The organism is Bradyrhizobium sp. 6(2017), from assembly GCF_011058295.2.
Lineage (GTDB): Bacteria > Pseudomonadota > Alphaproteobacteria > Rhizobiales > Xanthobacteraceae > Bradyrhizobium > Bradyrhizobium septentrionale.
In genome coordinates this window covers 89,486-104,270 of the sequence record NZ_CP049289.2, presented here as the reverse complement: position 1 = coordinate 104,270, position 14,785 = coordinate 89,486, and the positions used below count along the sequence as shown (strand labels likewise).

General features: G+C 67.3%; 11 protein-coding genes. 5 read left to right on the top strand and 6 right to left on the bottom strand.

The window, feature by feature from the left end:
- Positions 1-83: 83 nt before the first annotated feature.
- The 3 genes from accD (at position 84) to G6P99_RS00430 (ending at position 3,249) form a co-directional block, all read left to right on the top strand.
- Positions 84-1,025 carry an acetyl-CoA carboxylase, carboxyltransferase subunit beta gene (accD, locus tag G6P99_RS00440; RefSeq protein WP_029082471.1) on the top strand — a complete coding sequence of 314 codons (942 nt, stop codon included), beginning with the start codon at positions 84-86 and terminating at the stop codon, positions 1,023-1,025.
- Between the two features lie 95 nt (positions 1,026-1,120).
- Complete coding sequence (locus G6P99_RS00435) at positions 1,121-2,365, top strand: bifunctional folylpolyglutamate synthase/dihydrofolate synthase (RefSeq protein WP_245284751.1); 1,245 nt, start codon at positions 1,121-1,123, stop codon at positions 2,363-2,365.
- A 143-nt stretch (positions 2,366-2,508) separates the two neighbouring features.
- A complete protein-coding gene (locus G6P99_RS00430) occupies positions 2,509-3,249 on the top strand; it encodes a metallophosphoesterase family protein (protein ID WP_029082469.1) in 741 nt (246 codons plus the stop codon).
- A 230-nt stretch (positions 3,250-3,479) separates the two neighbouring features.
- Here G6P99_RS00430 and trxA read toward each other — a convergent pair whose 3' ends face one another.
- From trxA to G6P99_RS00410, 4 genes are all read right to left on the bottom strand, one after another.
- Positions 3,480-3,800: a thioredoxin gene (gene trxA / locus G6P99_RS00425; RefSeq protein WP_016847387.1), complete on the bottom strand. Its 321-nt coding sequence runs from the start codon at positions 3,798-3,800 to the stop codon at positions 3,480-3,482.
- Positions 3,801-3,914: 114 nt separating this feature from the next.
- Entirely contained in the window at positions 3,915-7,391 is a 3,477-nt protein-coding gene (gene addA, locus G6P99_RS00420; protein WP_029082468.1) for a double-strand break repair helicase AddA, read from the bottom strand.
- Entirely contained in the window at positions 7,385-10,531 is a 3,147-nt protein-coding gene (addB, locus tag G6P99_RS00415; protein WP_029082467.1) for a double-strand break repair protein AddB, read from the bottom strand. The genes addA and addB overlap by 7 nt, the downstream gene beginning before the upstream one ends.
- Before the next feature lie 80 nt (positions 10,532-10,611).
- Complete coding sequence (locus G6P99_RS00410) at positions 10,612-11,970, bottom strand: LysR family transcriptional regulator (protein ID WP_245284749.1); 1,359 nt, start codon at positions 11,968-11,970, stop codon at positions 10,612-10,614.
- Between G6P99_RS00410 and G6P99_RS00405 the strand changes: the two genes are divergently transcribed.
- Positions 11,971-12,543 (top strand): hypothetical protein, encoded by a 573-nt coding sequence (locus G6P99_RS00405; protein ID WP_245284748.1) that lies wholly within the window; start codon positions 11,971-11,973, stop codon positions 12,541-12,543.
- A gap of 2 nt (positions 12,544-12,545) precedes the next feature.
- Positions 12,546-13,559, top strand: a complete 1,014-nt coding sequence (locus G6P99_RS00400; protein WP_029082465.1) for a DUF2891 domain-containing protein — start codon at positions 12,546-12,548, stop codon at positions 13,557-13,559.
- A 12-nt stretch (positions 13,560-13,571) separates the two neighbouring features.
- On the opposite strand, the gene G6P99_RS00395 is transcribed toward G6P99_RS00400, so the two are convergent.
- The gene (locus G6P99_RS00395) at positions 13,572-14,294 is read right to left on the bottom strand and encodes a nucleotidyltransferase family protein (protein WP_029082464.1); all 723 of its coding nucleotides are present in this window, start codon (positions 14,292-14,294) and stop codon (positions 13,572-13,574) included.
- Positions 14,295-14,409: 115 nt separating this feature from the next.
- Positions 14,410-14,730 (bottom strand): PilZ domain-containing protein, encoded by a 321-nt coding sequence (locus tag G6P99_RS00390; protein ID WP_029082463.1) that lies wholly within the window; start codon positions 14,728-14,730, stop codon positions 14,410-14,412.
- Positions 14,731-14,785: the final 55 nt, after the last annotated feature.

The window sequence follows — 14,785 nt, the reverse complement described above, 5'->3', positions numbered from 1 at the left end:
GCCGCCGACGGCGGCTTGCCGGGTTCGCCCGGCCCGCCATATATCCAGCTGGTGCGGGACCGACCCGCGTTTCGGAGCGAACCATGAATTGGCTCACCAACGTCGTCCGGCCGAAGATCCGCAACATCCTGCGCCGCGAGACGCCGGAAAACCTCTGGATCAAATGTCCGGATTCCGGACAGCTCGTGTTCTACAAGGACGTCGAGGCCAACCAGTTCGTAATCCCCGGCTCCAACTACCACATGCGCATGGGCGCGGTGGCGCGGCTGAAGTCGGTCTTCGACAACGAGACCTGGTTCGACGTCGCGCTGCCCGAGGTGACGGCGGACCCGCTGAAATTCCGCGATGAGCGAAAGTATGTCGACCGCATCAAGGACGCCCGCACCAAGACCGGGCTGAACGACGCGATCAAGGTCGGCTACGGCAAGCTCGAAGGCGCTGGCGTCGTGGTCGCGGTGCAGGATTTCGATTTCATGGGCGGCTCGCTCGGCATGGCCGCCGGTGAGGCGATGGTGCGCGGGCTTGAGCTCGCGGTCGAGAAGAAGTCGCCCTTCATCGTGTTCGCAGCATCCGGCGGCGCGCGGATGCAGGAAGGCATCCTGTCGCTGATGCAGATGCCGCGCACCACGGTCGGCGTGCAGATGCTGCGCGAGGCGAAGCAGCCCTATATCGTGGTGCTGACCAATCCGACCACCGGCGGCGTCACCGCCTCCTATGCGATGCTTGGCGACATCCAGATCGCCGAGCCCGGCGCGCTGATCGGCTTTGCCGGCGCGCGCGTGATCGAGCAGACCATCCGCGAGAAGCTGCCGGAAGGTTTTCAGCGCGCCGAATATCTGCGCGAGCACGGCATGGTCGACATGGTCGTGCATCGCCACGAGATGAAGTCCACGCTGGCGCGGCTTTGCCGCCTGCTGACCAAGTCGCCGGCGCCTGAAACCGCCTCCAAGCCAACTGTCGCCGTCACCGAGCCGGCCCAGATCGTCACGGCGCCGGAGACGGTGCCGGCCGCGCCGCACGCGTGACCGCAAGCGCCGCCCCATCGCAGGCCTCGTTCGAGGCGTTGATCGCGCGGATATCGGCGCTGCATCCGAAGCGCATCGATCTCAGCCTCGATCGCATGCGCGGCCTGATGGAGCGGCTCGATCATCCCGAGCGAAAGCTGCCGCCGGTGATCCATGTCGCCGGCACCAACGGCAAGGGCTCGACGATCGCCTATCTGCGCGCGATCCTCGAGGCATCAGGCTTGCGCGTGCACGTCTTCACCTCGCCTTACCTGGTGCGGCTCAACGAATGCTACCGGCTCGGCGCCGTCGGCGGCGGCAAGCTCGTCGGCGACGATGAGCTGCGCGCGACGTTCGAGGATTGCGAGCGCATCAACGCCGGCAACCCCATCACCATCTTCGAGATGGAAACCGCCGTCGCGTTCTGCCTGTTCGCCAAGCATCCGGCCGACGTCGCGTTGCTCGAGGTCGGCCTCGGCGGCCGGCTAGATTCGACCAATGTGGTCGAGACGCCGCTCGCCTCGGTGATCGCACCGGTCAGCATGGATCACATGGAATTCCTCGGCGACACACTGACTTTGATCGCCGGCGAGAAGGCCGCGATCATCAAGCGCAAGGTGCCGGTGGTCTCTGCCGAGCAGGCGCCGGAAGCGATGGCCGTGATCGAGGCGGAGGCGAACCGCATGCGCGCGCCGCTGCATGCGGCCGGCCAGCAATGGCATGTCAGCGTCGAGCGCGGCCGGCTGGTCTATCAGGACGAGCGCGGCTTGATGGATCTGGCCGCGCCAAAGCTGTTCGGCCGGCACCAGTTCGACAATGCCGGCCTTGCGATCGCGACATTGCGCGCGATCGACACGTTCAAGCTCAACATCGCCGCCTATGAGGCCGGCATCGTCAATGCGGAATGGCCGGCCCGGATGCAGCGGCTGGCCTCCGGTACGCTCGTCTGCCAGGGGCCGCAGGGCTCCGAGGTCTGGCTCGATGGCGGACACAATGCCGAGGGCGGCCGCGTTGCGGCCGCAGCGCTCGGCGATCTCGAGGAGCGGGTGTCGCGGCCGCTGGTCGTGATAACAGGCATGATGGCCAACAAGGATGCCAATGCCTTCCTCGCCAATTTCGCCGGGCTGACGCGCCACATCATCGCGGTCCCGGTGCCCGGCCGCGACAACGGCATGGCGCCGGACAAGCTGGCGGACGCCGCGCGTGCGCTCGGGATGCGTGTCGAGATCGCTGGTGGCGTCGACGCTGCCTTGCAGCGGCTCGCCACGCTCGCCTACGAGGTACCGCCGCGCATCCTGATCACCGGTTCGCTGTACCTCGCCGGCCCGGTGCTTGCCGCCAACGGCACGCCTCCTGCATAATCGATCTCGTGTCCCGGACGCGGAGCAGCGCGCAGCGGTGCTCCGCAGAGCCGGGACCCATCTCGACACAATGGGCCCCGGCTCAGCAGCACACCACTGCGTGCTGCGCTGCGTCCGGGGCACGCAAGGGGACGACTGACATCATGCGCTTTGCTGCGATCGCCGACATCCACGGCAACCACCTCGCGCTCGAAGCCGTGCTGTCGGACATTCGCGCCCAGGGAATTCTGGACATCGTCGATCTCGGCGATATGGTGAGCGGGCCGCTCGCCGCCCGGCCGACCATCGACATGCTGATGGCGCTCGACGCCGTCCATCTGCTCGGCAATCACGACCGCTATCTGATCGACCGTCCCCACGAGAAAATGGGCTCATGGGAGCGGCTGACCTATACCCAGCTCGAGCCGCGGCATCTCGACTGGCTGCGCACGCTGCCGGCGAATGCGGTCTATCGCGACGAGGTTTTCCTCTGTCACGCAACGCCTCAAGATGACGAGACCTATTGGCTCGAGACGGTGCTGCCGGGCGGCGAAGTTTTGATGTCCACGCTTGAGACGATCGAAGCGAGGGCCGCCGGCGTGACGCAATCGCTGATCCTATGCGCACACACCCATATCGCCCGCGCGGTGCGGTTGCGCGACGGCCGGCTGATCGTCAATCCTGGCAGCGTCGGTTCGCCCGGCTATCGCGCCGGCAAGCCGCATCCGCATGTGGTCGAGGCCGGTTCGCCCGATGCGCGTTATGCGATCCTTGAACGGGTTGATGGCGATTGGGCCGTGACGTTCCGCCATGTGCCCTACGATCACGCGGCGATGGCAGCGCTGGCGCGGCAGCACGGCCAAGCCGAGCTCGCCTCGGCGCTGGCGACGGGATGGATCAGGTAGTCCGCTTGTCCACGTGGAACATTCGTCACACGCGGGCTTGACCCGCGTGTCCATCGTTCTTCGCAAGAGCACTTTCCGAAGCGGATGGATGGCCGGGCGTAGGCGAGCGGAAGCGACGCCGTCCTTTGGACGGCTATGCCCGGCCATGACGGATTGAGATTTGGTCTCGCACAAAACAAAACGGCCGGCATGACGCCGGCCGTTCCGCAAATCAGCTAATTCGAAACGGATCAGACCGCGGCGGTGATCCACTGCTGCAGCTTGGCCTTCGGAGCGGCGCCGACCTGACGGGACGCCATCTCGCCGCCCTTGAAGATCATCAGGGTCGGGATCGACATCACGCCATATTTCGACGCGGTCTTCGGGCTCTCGTCGACGTTGAGCTTCACGATCTTGACCTTGTCGCCCATCGCGCCGGAGATCTCATCGAGAGCGGGCGCAATCATGCGGCAGGGGCCGCACCACTCGGCCCAGAAGTCGACGACCACCGGCCCGGTCGCCTTGAGCACTTCGGCTTCGAAATCGGCGTCAGAAACCTTGCCAACGGCCATCGGAATACCTCGTTCGGTTGAGACAAAGGGGCGGTTGAGAATCGCGCCCGGGAGCATGGGCCAAACCTATGAACGCCCCCTTGCCGGGTCAAGCTCGCTCACGCCGACATGATCTTATGCCAGCCCGGCGTCCAGCGCGGGGGCCGAAATCTCCATGATTTCAGGCGTTTCGGTCCAAAGCAGCGCGGCCCGGATGGGCTTCTGGGGATAAAGCCTGGCGAGCACCGCGCGGTATAGGGCGAGCTGCCGGACATAGCCCCGCGGGGCCTCGGCGGCGGTCTTTGGCGGGGCGTGGTTGGTCTTGAAATCGACGATCAGGACGTCATTTGGCGTCACCACCAACCGGTCGATCTGGCCCGAAACCAGCGCCTTCGGCTGGCCCGGCCGCTCCAGCCGCCCGACGATCGAGACCTCCGCGCGGCTGCCGGGCGCGAACACGGCGGCAAAGCGCGGATCGGCGATCACGCCGAGTACCTGCTCGGCAAGCGCAGCTTGCTCCTGTTCGTTCCAGCCATCGGCATTGCGCGCGAGATAGCCGAGCGCGGCCGTGCGCCGCCGCTCGCTGGCGACGTCGGGCAGCGACTGCAACAGGCGATGCACCAGCGTGCCGCGCTGCAGGGCGCGGGCGCGCAGCAGCACCGATTCGCCGGTTCGTATCTGATGGCTGTCGTCATCGGCGGGATCGGATGGGCGCAGCACGCCTGCGGCGGAGGCCTCAGGTGCGGCCGCAGCCCGCAGCCAGGACGGCAGCGCGACCGGCGCCGCGGCCGTTGACGCGGCAGCGCCCGTGACATCGGCGACGTCGTCCGGCCGCGAATAGCGCATCACCTTGCCGGCCGGCGTCTCGATCTCCTCGAGCTCGAGCCCGGCATTGGCGAGCCCCTTGGTGATCAGATCGTACCAGGAGGATTTCCGCACCGTGTTCGTGTTGCCCGGCATGCAGCCGCCGACGATCAGCCGGTCGGCCGCACGTGTCATCGCGACATAGAGCAGGCGGCGATATTCGTCCTCGGTGTCGCCGAGCATCGCCTTGCGCGCGTCGGCGACGTTGGGGGGATCCTCGGCCTTCTTGCCGGCCCACACCACGACGCCGGGCGCATTCGGCGCGGCATTGCCCTGTGGCAGATGGATCAACCGCAGCCGCTGGGTGTCCGACGGCGAGGTCGTGGTGTCGACCAGGAACACCACCGAAGCTTCGAGGCCCTTGGCGCCGTGCACGGTCATGACGCGGACCTCGTCGCGCGAAATCTCCATGTCGCGCTTCACCTCGGTGTCGGCGGCGCGCAGCCAGGCGATGAAGCCTTGCAGCGAGGCCGGGGCCTTGCGCTCATAGTTCAGCGCGAGTTCGAGGAATTCGTCGAGCGCGTCGTTGGCTTCGTGGCCGAGCCGGCGCAGGATGCGCGCCCGCCCGCCATCGCCGCCGAGCAGCCAGGCGTAGAACGCGAACGGTGTCTCCTGGGTGAAGCGGCGCTCGCATTGCTCGAGGCGGCGCAGTGCGGACGACAATCGCTCGTCGGCCGGGGCTTGCGCGGCCAGCGCGTCACGCAGCGAGCCGCGGCGCTGATACGCTAGCTTGAACAGGTCGTCGTCGGTGAGGCCGAACAGCGGGCTCTTCAGCGCCACCGCGAGCGCGAGATCGTCCTGCGGCAGCAGCAGCGCGTCGGCGAGGTTCATCAGGTCGATGATCGCGATGTGCTCGGTCAGCTTCAGCCGGTCGGCGCCGGCGACCGGGATGTTGGCATGCTTCAGCGCCTGGATCACCGCGTCGAACGCGTTGCCACGCCGCCGCACCAGGATCAGCATGTCGCCATAGCGCAACGGCCGCCGCGCACCGACGCTGCCGGTCATGGTGCCGCTCGTGACCAGGCGCTTGATCTCCGCCTGGATGCGCCGCGCAAGCTTCACTTCGGGGCTGGTCACCGAGACGCCGTCGAACGGCGCGCGCCAGCCCTCGATGTCCTGCCGGTCATCGGCAACAGCGAGATCCCAGAGCTCGATCAGGCTGGGGCCGGCATCGGCCATCGCATTGTGGATCGGGTAGCCGTTCTCGACCGCATGGATGCTGCGAAAGATCTCTTGCTCGCGGAACACATGATCGACCGAATGCAGGATCACCGGTCCCGAGCGGAACGAATAGGTGAACGACACCGGATCGAATTTCAGCCCGGCCTCCTCGAACCGCCGCTTCAGCTCGCGGCGCCGCAGGTCGAATTCGCGGGGTGCGGCGCCCTGGAACGAGAAGATCGACTGCTTCTCGTCGCCGACCGCGAACACGGTGCGCACGAGGCCGTCGCGCGCGCCGGCGCCGGAGGTGAACTCCGAGATGATGTGGGCGACGATGTCCCATTGCCGCGGGCTTGTGTCCTGCGCCTCGTCGATCAGCACGTGATCGACGCCGCGGTCGAGCTTGTAATGCACCCAGCCCGAGGAGACGCGGTCGAGCATCGCCAGCGTCTTGTCGATCAGATCGTCATAGTCGAGCAGGCCGCGTTCCAGCTTCTCGCGCCGGTAATGCGCGGCGGCTGAGGTCGCGATGTGGATCAGCGCCTCGGTGCGGTCGCGCGCGACCAAGGCGCGGCGCTGTTCGATCAGGGGACCGAGGCGGTCGACCTCCGCCTCGAACCGGTGGCCTGCGACAGCATTCTTCTTGATGAAGTTGTTGGTGATCATGGATGCGCGCGGCGCGCGGTCATCGGTCAGGAAGACGCCGAGATATTCGTCGACCTGGGCTGCCCCGGTGAAATTCAGCGCGCTCCGCAGCCGCTCGGCCTGCTTCTGATCCGCCTTGCTGCTGGTGTCGAGGAGGGTCGCCATCTCCCGCCAGTTCGACCGCGGCAGGTTCGGTCCGTCGACGATCTCGCGCTCGACATCCTCGATACGATCGTCGGAAGAAACGCCGAGCGCGGTCGACATCTGCGCGGCGGCGGCCGCGGCGCTGCCGGCGGCATCGGTCCAGGCCATGAAATGGTCGCGGCTGAGGCAGGCCTCGCGGACTACATCCTTGAAGGTGACGTCGGCCGCACTCGCCATCGCCGTCATCAGCGCGCGACCAATCGGGCTGTCGGGATTGCGCGAGGCCTCCAGGAACACTGCCAGATTGGCGCGCTCCATCATCTCGTTCTGGTCGCGGTCGTCGAGCACGGCAAAGCGCGCCGGCACGTTGGCCTCGAACGGAAACTGTTGCAGCAGGCGGGTGCACAGTGCGTGGATGGTCTGCACCTTCAATCCGCCGGGCGTCTCCAACGCGCAGGCAAACAGCTTGCGCGCCTCGCGCCGCAGCGTGGCGGATGGATGCGCGATGCCGGCCTCGCGGATCGCGGTGTCGAGCGCGGCGTCGTCGAGCGTCACCCAATGGCCGAGCGTCGTGAACACGCGCTCGGCCATATTGGCCGCGGCGGCCTTGGTGAAGGTGATGCAGAGGATCTTTTCCGGCGGCACGCCTGACAGCAACAGGCGGATCACGCGCTGGACCAGCACATGCGTCTTGCCCGAGCCGGCATTGGCCGACACGAAGGTCGACGCCTTCGGATCGGACGCGCGCGCCTGCGCGTCGCGCACCGCGGGCGGAATGGGACGGGGCGCCTTCACCATTCCTCGATCCCCAGGCCGCCGGCCGCGGACCATTCCTTGATGCGCGCGAGATCGTCATAGGCGCCGTAGCGGTTCGCCCACATCGAGAGATTTAGCGAGGTGTAGGCCTGCTGCTCGTCGTCGAAGGCGCGGATCAAGGCTTCCAGCTTGCGCCGCGCGCTGTCGGCGGCTTCATCGGGCGGCTGCGGCGTGTCGCTGGTCTTGATCTTCAGCTCCAGCGAACGCTGCTCGCCCGGCGGGTTGTTGCCGCTCAGCCTGACATAGACGAGGTCGCCGACCGAGGAATCGGCCGGAATCTCGGCAAAGCCGCCCTCGCGCAGGATCGCGGCTTCCAGCGTGAGCTGCGGCGACAGGCCCATGCGCACCTGCTTGCCGGTCGGCGGCTGGCCGGTCTTGTAGTCGAGGATCGCAAAGCTGCCGTCGTCGCGCCGCTCGATGCGGTCGGCACGCGCTGAGAGGGTGAACGTCCTGGCATCGTCGAGGGGAATGCCGATCTCGCCGCGGATCTCGGCTTTGATGGCGTCGATACCACCGCGCCGGGCCTGCTCCCATTCGGCAAACCAGGCCGCGATGCGCTGAAAGCGCGGCCACCACAGCGCGCGCGCCTCGGGCCGCTCCATCAGTGGCGCAAAATATTTGCCGCCGATCTCGCGCAACGTGCGCATGGTGTCGGGGGGCAGCGCGTCGGCATAGACCTGCGTAAACTCGCCGAGCGCCTCGTGGATCGCCGAGCCGCGATCGGCGGCCGACAGCGGCATGTCGACGGGGTCGAGCGGATCGAGCTTCAAGATGTAACGCGCGTAGATCGTGTAGGGATCGCGCAGCCAGTCCTCGATCGCGGTAACAGACATTTTCAGCGGCCGCGCCTCGCGTGGTGGCCGCGGCTCCGGCTGCGGGATCGGCTCGACCTTGTCGGGCCGGTCGAGCTCGGCCGCATATTGCACGTAGGTTTCGCCGGCCGAGGTCGCTGCCTTCCAGCGCGCTTCGCCTGCAACAGCTTCGAGCCGATGCAGGAAGCGCGAAGCAACCGCCGGCGCGCCGCCGACCTTGGCGGCATGGGTGAGGATCACCTCGTCATGGCCGAGCAGCTGGGCAAAGTCGTGCGCGGAGAGGCCGATGCGCCGCTCGGGGAGATCGAGCCCGAGCTCATGCCGCATCGGCCGGCTCAGCCAGGGATCAATCCGCGGCGTCGGCGGCCAGACGCCCTCGACCAGGCCGCCGAGGATGATGCGATCAGACTCCGTGAGACGGGCCTCGAGCTGGCCGTAGATGTTGAGCTGCGCCCGCGCCGATTCCGGCCGCCGTACCATGCGGTCGGCAAACGCGGTCTGGAACACCTCGGGATAATCGGCGAGCGGCGTCATCAGCCCGCTCGGCTGCTGCCTGGCGAGCAGTTCGTCGAACGCGGACGCCAGCGACGCACCGGCGCGCCCCTCGAAGACGACGGCAACAGCGTTCTGGTCGGCCGACAGCGCGATCAGCGCCTCGCGGTGGCGCGATGCCAGCTCCGCGAAATCATAGGGCTTTGCCGACGCCACGCCTTCCAGCGGCGCCAGCGCGGTCTGAAGTTTCTCGATCAGGGCCTGTGCCTGATCGAGCTCGCGGTCCCGCAACCGGGCGCGGGGCTCCATCTTGTGCAGCGACGAGGTCTCGCCGCCATTCAGCTTGACGAGCTCGGCGCGGAAGCGGGCGAAGTCGCGCGCCAGGCCACCGGTTCCGGCTTGCGGCCGTGTGCCGCGCAACAGTGCGATCTCCAGCACCTCGATCGCGCGTTTCAGCGCACCGTGAGCGCCGCCGAGCCGGAACAGCGGATGCTTGAGCAGCGCGAGCAATGTCGGCGGCTCCAGCCCCTTGGCCGCGGCCTCGGCGGTGAGGCGGGCGAACACGCCGGCCGGCGTCTCCATCAGCGCATCGCCGCCGGAATCGTCGAATTCGAGCTTCCAGCGCGTCAGCGAGGCCATCACGCGCCGTGCCAGCGCGCGATCCGGCGTCACCAAGGCGGCTGATTTGCCGAGATGCCGCGCCTCGCGCATCGCGACTGCGATCGCCAGCGCCTCCATCTCCGGATTGGGCGCCTCGACCACGGTGAGGCTGGTCATCCCGGCGGAAATCCGCGCGACGATCTCAGGCCGCTCCAGCCGGTCGTGCCACTGCGCGGTCGCGGTCGACGGGCGCATCGTCTCCGACACCAGCACTTCGCGGCCGAGCGGCGCCGGCTCGGCAAGGCTCTCGACATCGCGGCGCTTGATGCCGAAGCGGTCGAGCAGCGCGTGCATCGCGAATTGCGGGTGGTTCGACGAGGGCGGCGTCGTGAACCGGCCTTCGTCGTTGCGCTCGCCGCCGATCGTGTCCCAGGACTCCTCGTCGAGATCGGTGTCGAGACCGGGCAGCACCACCGCGCCGTTCGCAAGCTTGGCCACCGCGTGGAGGAATTTTGCCGTGGCCGGCATCGAGCCGGTCGAACCGGCCGCGATCACCGGGCCGGCGTGATGCACGGTGAGCCGAGCAGCCTCTGCCTCGATTAGGAGATCGCGGCGCGCCGCCGGCTCGATCCGGCCGATTTCCTTGAGGTAGTTCGGCCAGGCGTCGCGCGCGATGCGCAGGAAGTCGAGCGAGTGCTGCCAGTATTTGTCGAGCTGGTCCGGCACCAGGCGGTCGAGCTCGCGCCAGTCGACGCCGCGCGTCACCATGTCGTCCATCAGCCGCGCCAGGTCGCTGGCGAGTTGCAGCGTCGAGGCAGGACCGCCGACCACGAGCGGCGCCGACACCGGCGTCTTCGCCCAGGCCGCGACCAGATGCGCCAATGTCAGCCGGCGCTCGAGCTCGCCGAGCCTTGGCGGGATCTCCAGCGGCGCGGCGCCTCCGACGTCGTCGCCTTGGTCGGCGAAGGCGAGCTCGTCCTCGTCGATCTCGCCGAGCGCGACGATGCGCGGCAGCACCGCAGCGTCGGAATCGAGCACATCGAGGAAGATTTCGCGCGCCAGCCGTCCGGCGCGTCGGGTCGGCAGATAGAGCGTGGCGTTGGCAAGCTTTGCCGGGTCATTGCGCACGTCAAATCCCGCGACCAACCGTCCCTCGACCAGCGCCGAGATGACGTTGCGCAGGAACGGCGCAGAGACGGGAACGCTGAAAACGCGCATGAGCTGCCTGATTCGAATCAGGCGCCAATATAGGGAGCGGCGGCCGTCGTTAGCCACCCCTGTCGGTCAACCGTCACCGCTCAATAGCGCAGCCGGCTGCCGCTGCGATCGACGGCATCCAGGAACCAGCGCAACGCCGGATCCTGGGCGGCGCGGGTCGTATGGATCAGGTCGATTGCGAAGGCCGGGATGTCGATCGGCGGTGCGACGACGGCAATTTCGGCGAGATGCGTGAAGCGCCGGGCGACGCGCTCGGCCAGCGTGGCGATGAGATCGGTGCCTGCCACAGCGAAGGGAACGGCCACCACATGCGCAAGCGTCACCGCCACCCGCCGCTTCAAGCCGCGGCGCGCCAGCAGCGCGTCGATCACGCTCGGCAGGCCGTCGCCGCCGGCCGCCGAAAACAGCGCGTGCGGCAGGGTCGCATAATCGTCCAGGCTCAGGCGCTCCGATCGGTTCGCGCGGGCCGCGTCGCGGATGCAGACGAAGCGCTCCTCGAACAGCCGATGCCTGATACAGCGCGGCGAGTCCGGCAGGTGGCCGCCGATCAGCGCATCGAGTTCGCCGCGCTCCAGCTTCGCCAAGGCCGCCGTCGCGTCGGTCAACGGGCGCACGGCGAGGTCGATGTTGGGTGCTTCCATTCGCAGCAAACGCGTCAGCTCCGGCACCACAACGAGATCGCCATAATCGGTCGCAGCGATGGTGATGCGCCTTCGCGCGGTGGCCGGATCGAAGGCCAGTTCGGGCGCCAGCGCGCTCCTGACCTGCCGCAGCGCCTCGCCGATCGGTCCGGCCAGCGCCAGCGCCTTTTCGGTCGGCTGCATGCCCGCGCCGGCGCGCAGGAATAACTCATCCGCAAACAGCGCCCGCAGCCGCCGCAACGCGCTGCTCATCGACGGCTGGGCGAGCCCGATGCGCTCGGCCGCGCGGGTGACGTGGCGCTCCTCCATTAGCGCCTCGAAGGCGACCAGCAGGTTGAGATCGACGGCGGCTAAATTCATCGAAGTAATAATGCTTATATAAATAATCGATTTCAACAATGATCTGCTCGAGCCTATGGTCGCCGCGGACATGACGATGAGGCGGAAGGATTTGGGGCGATCATTGGCGAAGCTCGTGCCGCGCGGACCGACACTGCTGATTATCGGTGTTCTGGCCGGGCTGGCTTTCCCTGGCTTGGCGGCCGCCGCGCGCCCGCTGATGGCGGCGGCGATTTTTGTCCTGGTGCTCGGCACCTTTCTCCAGGTCGACGGCGCGCGTTCCGGCGCGCGCTGCGGCGCCCGCTGGTCTGGCTGCTGTTGCCGGCGCTCGCGATGCTGGCCTGTCCGCTTGCGGTCGGTTTCGCGGCGCGCGGCGCCGGACTTCGGCCGGAACTGGTCGTCGCGCTGGTGCTGTCGGTGTGTGCGCCGCCGTCGAGCGGCACGGCGGCGGTCGCGCATATGCTCGGCTTCGATGCGACCGTTCCGCTTGTGGTGACGCTGCTGTCGATGGCGCTGGCGCCGGTCACGGTGCCGTTGATTGCCGCAGGTTTTGCTGATCTCGCGCTCGATCCGCTGGCGCTCGCCACACGCTTGGCGCTGCTGGTCGGCGGCGCCGGCGCGCTGGCGTTGCTGCTTCGCCATCAGTCCGCTGGACAATTGATACGGCATGCGCGCGTCATCGACGCGCTCGTGCTCGCCTCGCTGTTGCTGTTTGCGGTTGCCACCATGGCCGGGGTACGTGCGCAGTTCGAGGCGCAGCCGCTCGCCGCGCTCACCTGCGTCGGCCTTGCCTTCGGCTGCAATCTCGCCCTGCAAGGGCTTGGCGCGCTGCTCACGCCGGGCCCTCTGGCCGCGCGGTTGACCAGCGGTCTCGTGCTCGGCAACCGCAATGTCGGACTGGTCTGGTCGGCAATGGGTGCGGCGGTGTCGCCGATGACGGCACTGTTCTTCGCGGCCACCCAGTTTCCGATCTATATGACGCCGCGCCTGATCGAGATGTTTGTCCGGCGCGAGCGAAAGGAGAATGCCTGACCATGAGCGAGACGATCCTGACCGAACACCTCGCCGTTCGATTCGCTCGCATCGCGCTCGGCCATGTCACGCGCGAATACCCGAACAAGCCGGATCATGTGCTGGCCGGGCCGCAGGACGCGCGCACGCCGCGCGAACTGCATCCGGTGTTCTTCGGCAGCTATGACTGGCATTCCTGCGTCCACAGCTACTGGATGCTCGCGCGGCTGTTGCGGCGATATCCGGCATTCGAAGCCGCGGATGATATCCGCGCTCTGTTCGACGCGCAGTTCGTTGCGGAAAAGGTCGCGGCCGAATGCGCCTATCTCGCGGCTCCGACCGCGCGCGGCTTCAAGCGTCCCTATGGCTGGGGCTGGCTGTTGAAGCTCACGGCGGAGCTCTCATCGCTCGACGACATCAGGTGGCGCGAGCAGATCGCGCCGCTTGCCGAGATATTCGCACAGCGCTTTCGCGATTTCCTGCCGATCTCCACGTATCCGGTGCGGGTCGGCACGCACTTCAACACCGCGTTCGGGCTTCGCATGGCCGCTGACTACGCCACCGCGATGCACGACGATGCGTTCGGCGCGCTGTTACGCCACACCGCACTGCGCTGGTACGGAGCCGATCAGGATTGTCCCGCCTGGGGCGAGCCGAGCGGCGACGACTTCCAGTCTTCCGCGCTGATCGAAGCCGAATGCATGCGCCGGCTGCTCTCGCCCGCCGACTTCCTGCCCTGGTTCGACCGCTTCCTGCCGCGGCTCCTGCAACACGAGCCGGCAACCTTGTTCCGGCCCGCCACTGTCACCGATCGGACCGACGGCAAGCTTGCGCATCTCGATGGGCTCAATCTCAGCCGCGCATGGTGTTGGCGGGCGCTGGCCGGCGCATTGCCGGAGGCCGATGCGCGTCGCCCGCTTCTGCAGGATGTTGCGCGGCGCCAGCTCGACGCCGGCCTGCCGCATATCGCCAGCGACTATATGGGCGAACATTGGCTTGCGAGCTTTGCGGTGCTCGCCATCGAAGCCGATGACTAACGGCGGCGTCGTTTACGCGACGCTTTCCAGGAAAGCATCTTCAGCGGCCTGGATCGCGTCGGGGGTTCCGACATGCATCCAGACGCCGTCGAGGCGCAGGCCGAACAGCCGTTCCTGTTCGTTGACACGGTCGAACACCTTGGTCAGCGAGAACTCGCCGGCCGGGGCGTCGGCGAACAGCGAAGGCTGCATGATCGCGGCGCCGGCATAGACGAACGGCACCACCTGGTGCTCCCGCCGCTTGCGCAGCGCGCCGTCCGGCAACATCGAGTAGTCGCCGCGGCCGCTATAGCCGATGCTCGATGCGGTCGGCGCCATCAGCAGCAGGATATCCATCCGCGCGGGATCGAAAGCTTCCGCCAGCCGCGCCAGATTGGAGCGCACGCCGTCGATCCACATCGTGTCGGCATTGAGATGGAAGAACGGCGCATCGCCGAGCAGCGGCAGCGCCTTCACCACCGCGCCGCCGGTGCCGAGCACCTCGTCGCGCTCGTCCGAGATGATCACGCGCGGGCGGCTGCGGGTCTTGACGTGCTCGATGATCTGGTCGGGCAGATAGTGCACGTTCACGACGGCTTCGCTGACGCCGGCGCCGGCGAGCTTGTCGAGCACATGGTCGAGCAGCGGCTGGCCGGCGACGCTGACCAGCGGCTTCGGCATCGTGTTGGTCAGCGGGCGCATGCGCACGCCGAGGCCCGCAGCGAGCACCATGGCCTTGTGGGGGGTGACGGGCATCTTCCGTATATTCTCGGTCATCATCTCTCGGCGCCGATCATATCACGGCGATTCGGCAAGCACATCGATCAGACGCCATAGTCACCGGACATGACGGCCGTAAGACGGCAACAACCTAGACGTCGGCAGCCTGTGCACCGCGTCTGGCAGTTTTCTTCTTCTTGTCGCCTTGTTTGAGGAAGTTGACGCCGATCTGGTCGCCATTGACCCATGCCAGCTCGCAGCGGCGATAGGCCAATCCTGTGGACGACAGCAGCAGAAAAAACTCCTTCAGGTTCAGGCCCTCGACCGAGCCCTCGACGGTGAGCTTGGCACCCGTCTCGGACACGTCTTCCATGGTGCAGTCGCGCCGCCAGGTGCCGTCAATGCCCATCATGTGCGCGGCGATGCCGCGCTCAAACGTGACACGATCGCCCCTGCGTCGTTCCGTCGCCATCGTGTAGTCCCGCTCCCGATCCGGCCCCGCCATGGATGAGGTGCGGCCTCGGCAA

What these genes read in the sequence shown, in the direction of transcription:
- G6P99_RS00395 (WP_029082464.1), bottom strand. Translation starts at nt 14,294, where the DNA reads ATGCCCGTCACCCCCCACAAGGCCATGGTGCTCGCTGCGGGCCTCGGC.
- G6P99_RS00390 (WP_029082463.1), bottom strand. Translation starts at nt 14,730, where the DNA reads ATGGCGACGGAACGACGCAGGGGCGATCGTGTCACGTTTGAGCGCGGC.
- G6P99_RS00435 (WP_245284751.1), top strand. Translation starts at nt 1,121, where the DNA reads ATGCGCGGCCTGATGGAGCGGCTCGATCATCCCGAGCGAAAGCTGCCG.
- addB (WP_029082467.1), bottom strand. Translation starts at nt 10,531, where the DNA reads ATGCGCGTTTTCAGCGTTCCCGTCTCTGCGCCGTTCCTGCGCAACGTC.
- G6P99_RS00430 (WP_029082469.1), top strand. Translation starts at nt 2,509, where the DNA reads ATGCGCTTTGCTGCGATCGCCGACATCCACGGCAACCACCTCGCGCTC.
- trxA (WP_016847387.1), bottom strand. Translation starts at nt 3,800, where the DNA reads ATGGCCGTTGGCAAGGTTTCTGACGCCGATTTCGAAGCCGAAGTGCTC.
- G6P99_RS00405 (WP_245284748.1), top strand. Translation starts at nt 11,971, where the DNA reads ATGCTCGGCTTCGATGCGACCGTTCCGCTTGTGGTGACGCTGCTGTCG.
- accD (WP_029082471.1), top strand. Translation starts at nt 84, where the DNA reads ATGAATTGGCTCACCAACGTCGTCCGGCCGAAGATCCGCAACATCCTG.
- G6P99_RS00410 (WP_245284749.1), bottom strand. Translation starts at nt 11,970, where the DNA reads ATGCGCGACCGCCGCCGTGCCGCTCGACGGCGGCGCACACACCGACAG.
- G6P99_RS00400 (WP_029082465.1), top strand. Translation starts at nt 12,546, where the DNA reads ATGAGCGAGACGATCCTGACCGAACACCTCGCCGTTCGATTCGCTCGC.
- addA (WP_029082468.1), bottom strand. Translation starts at nt 7,391, where the DNA reads ATGGTGAAGGCGCCCCGTCCCATTCCGCCCGCGGTGCGCGACGCGCAG.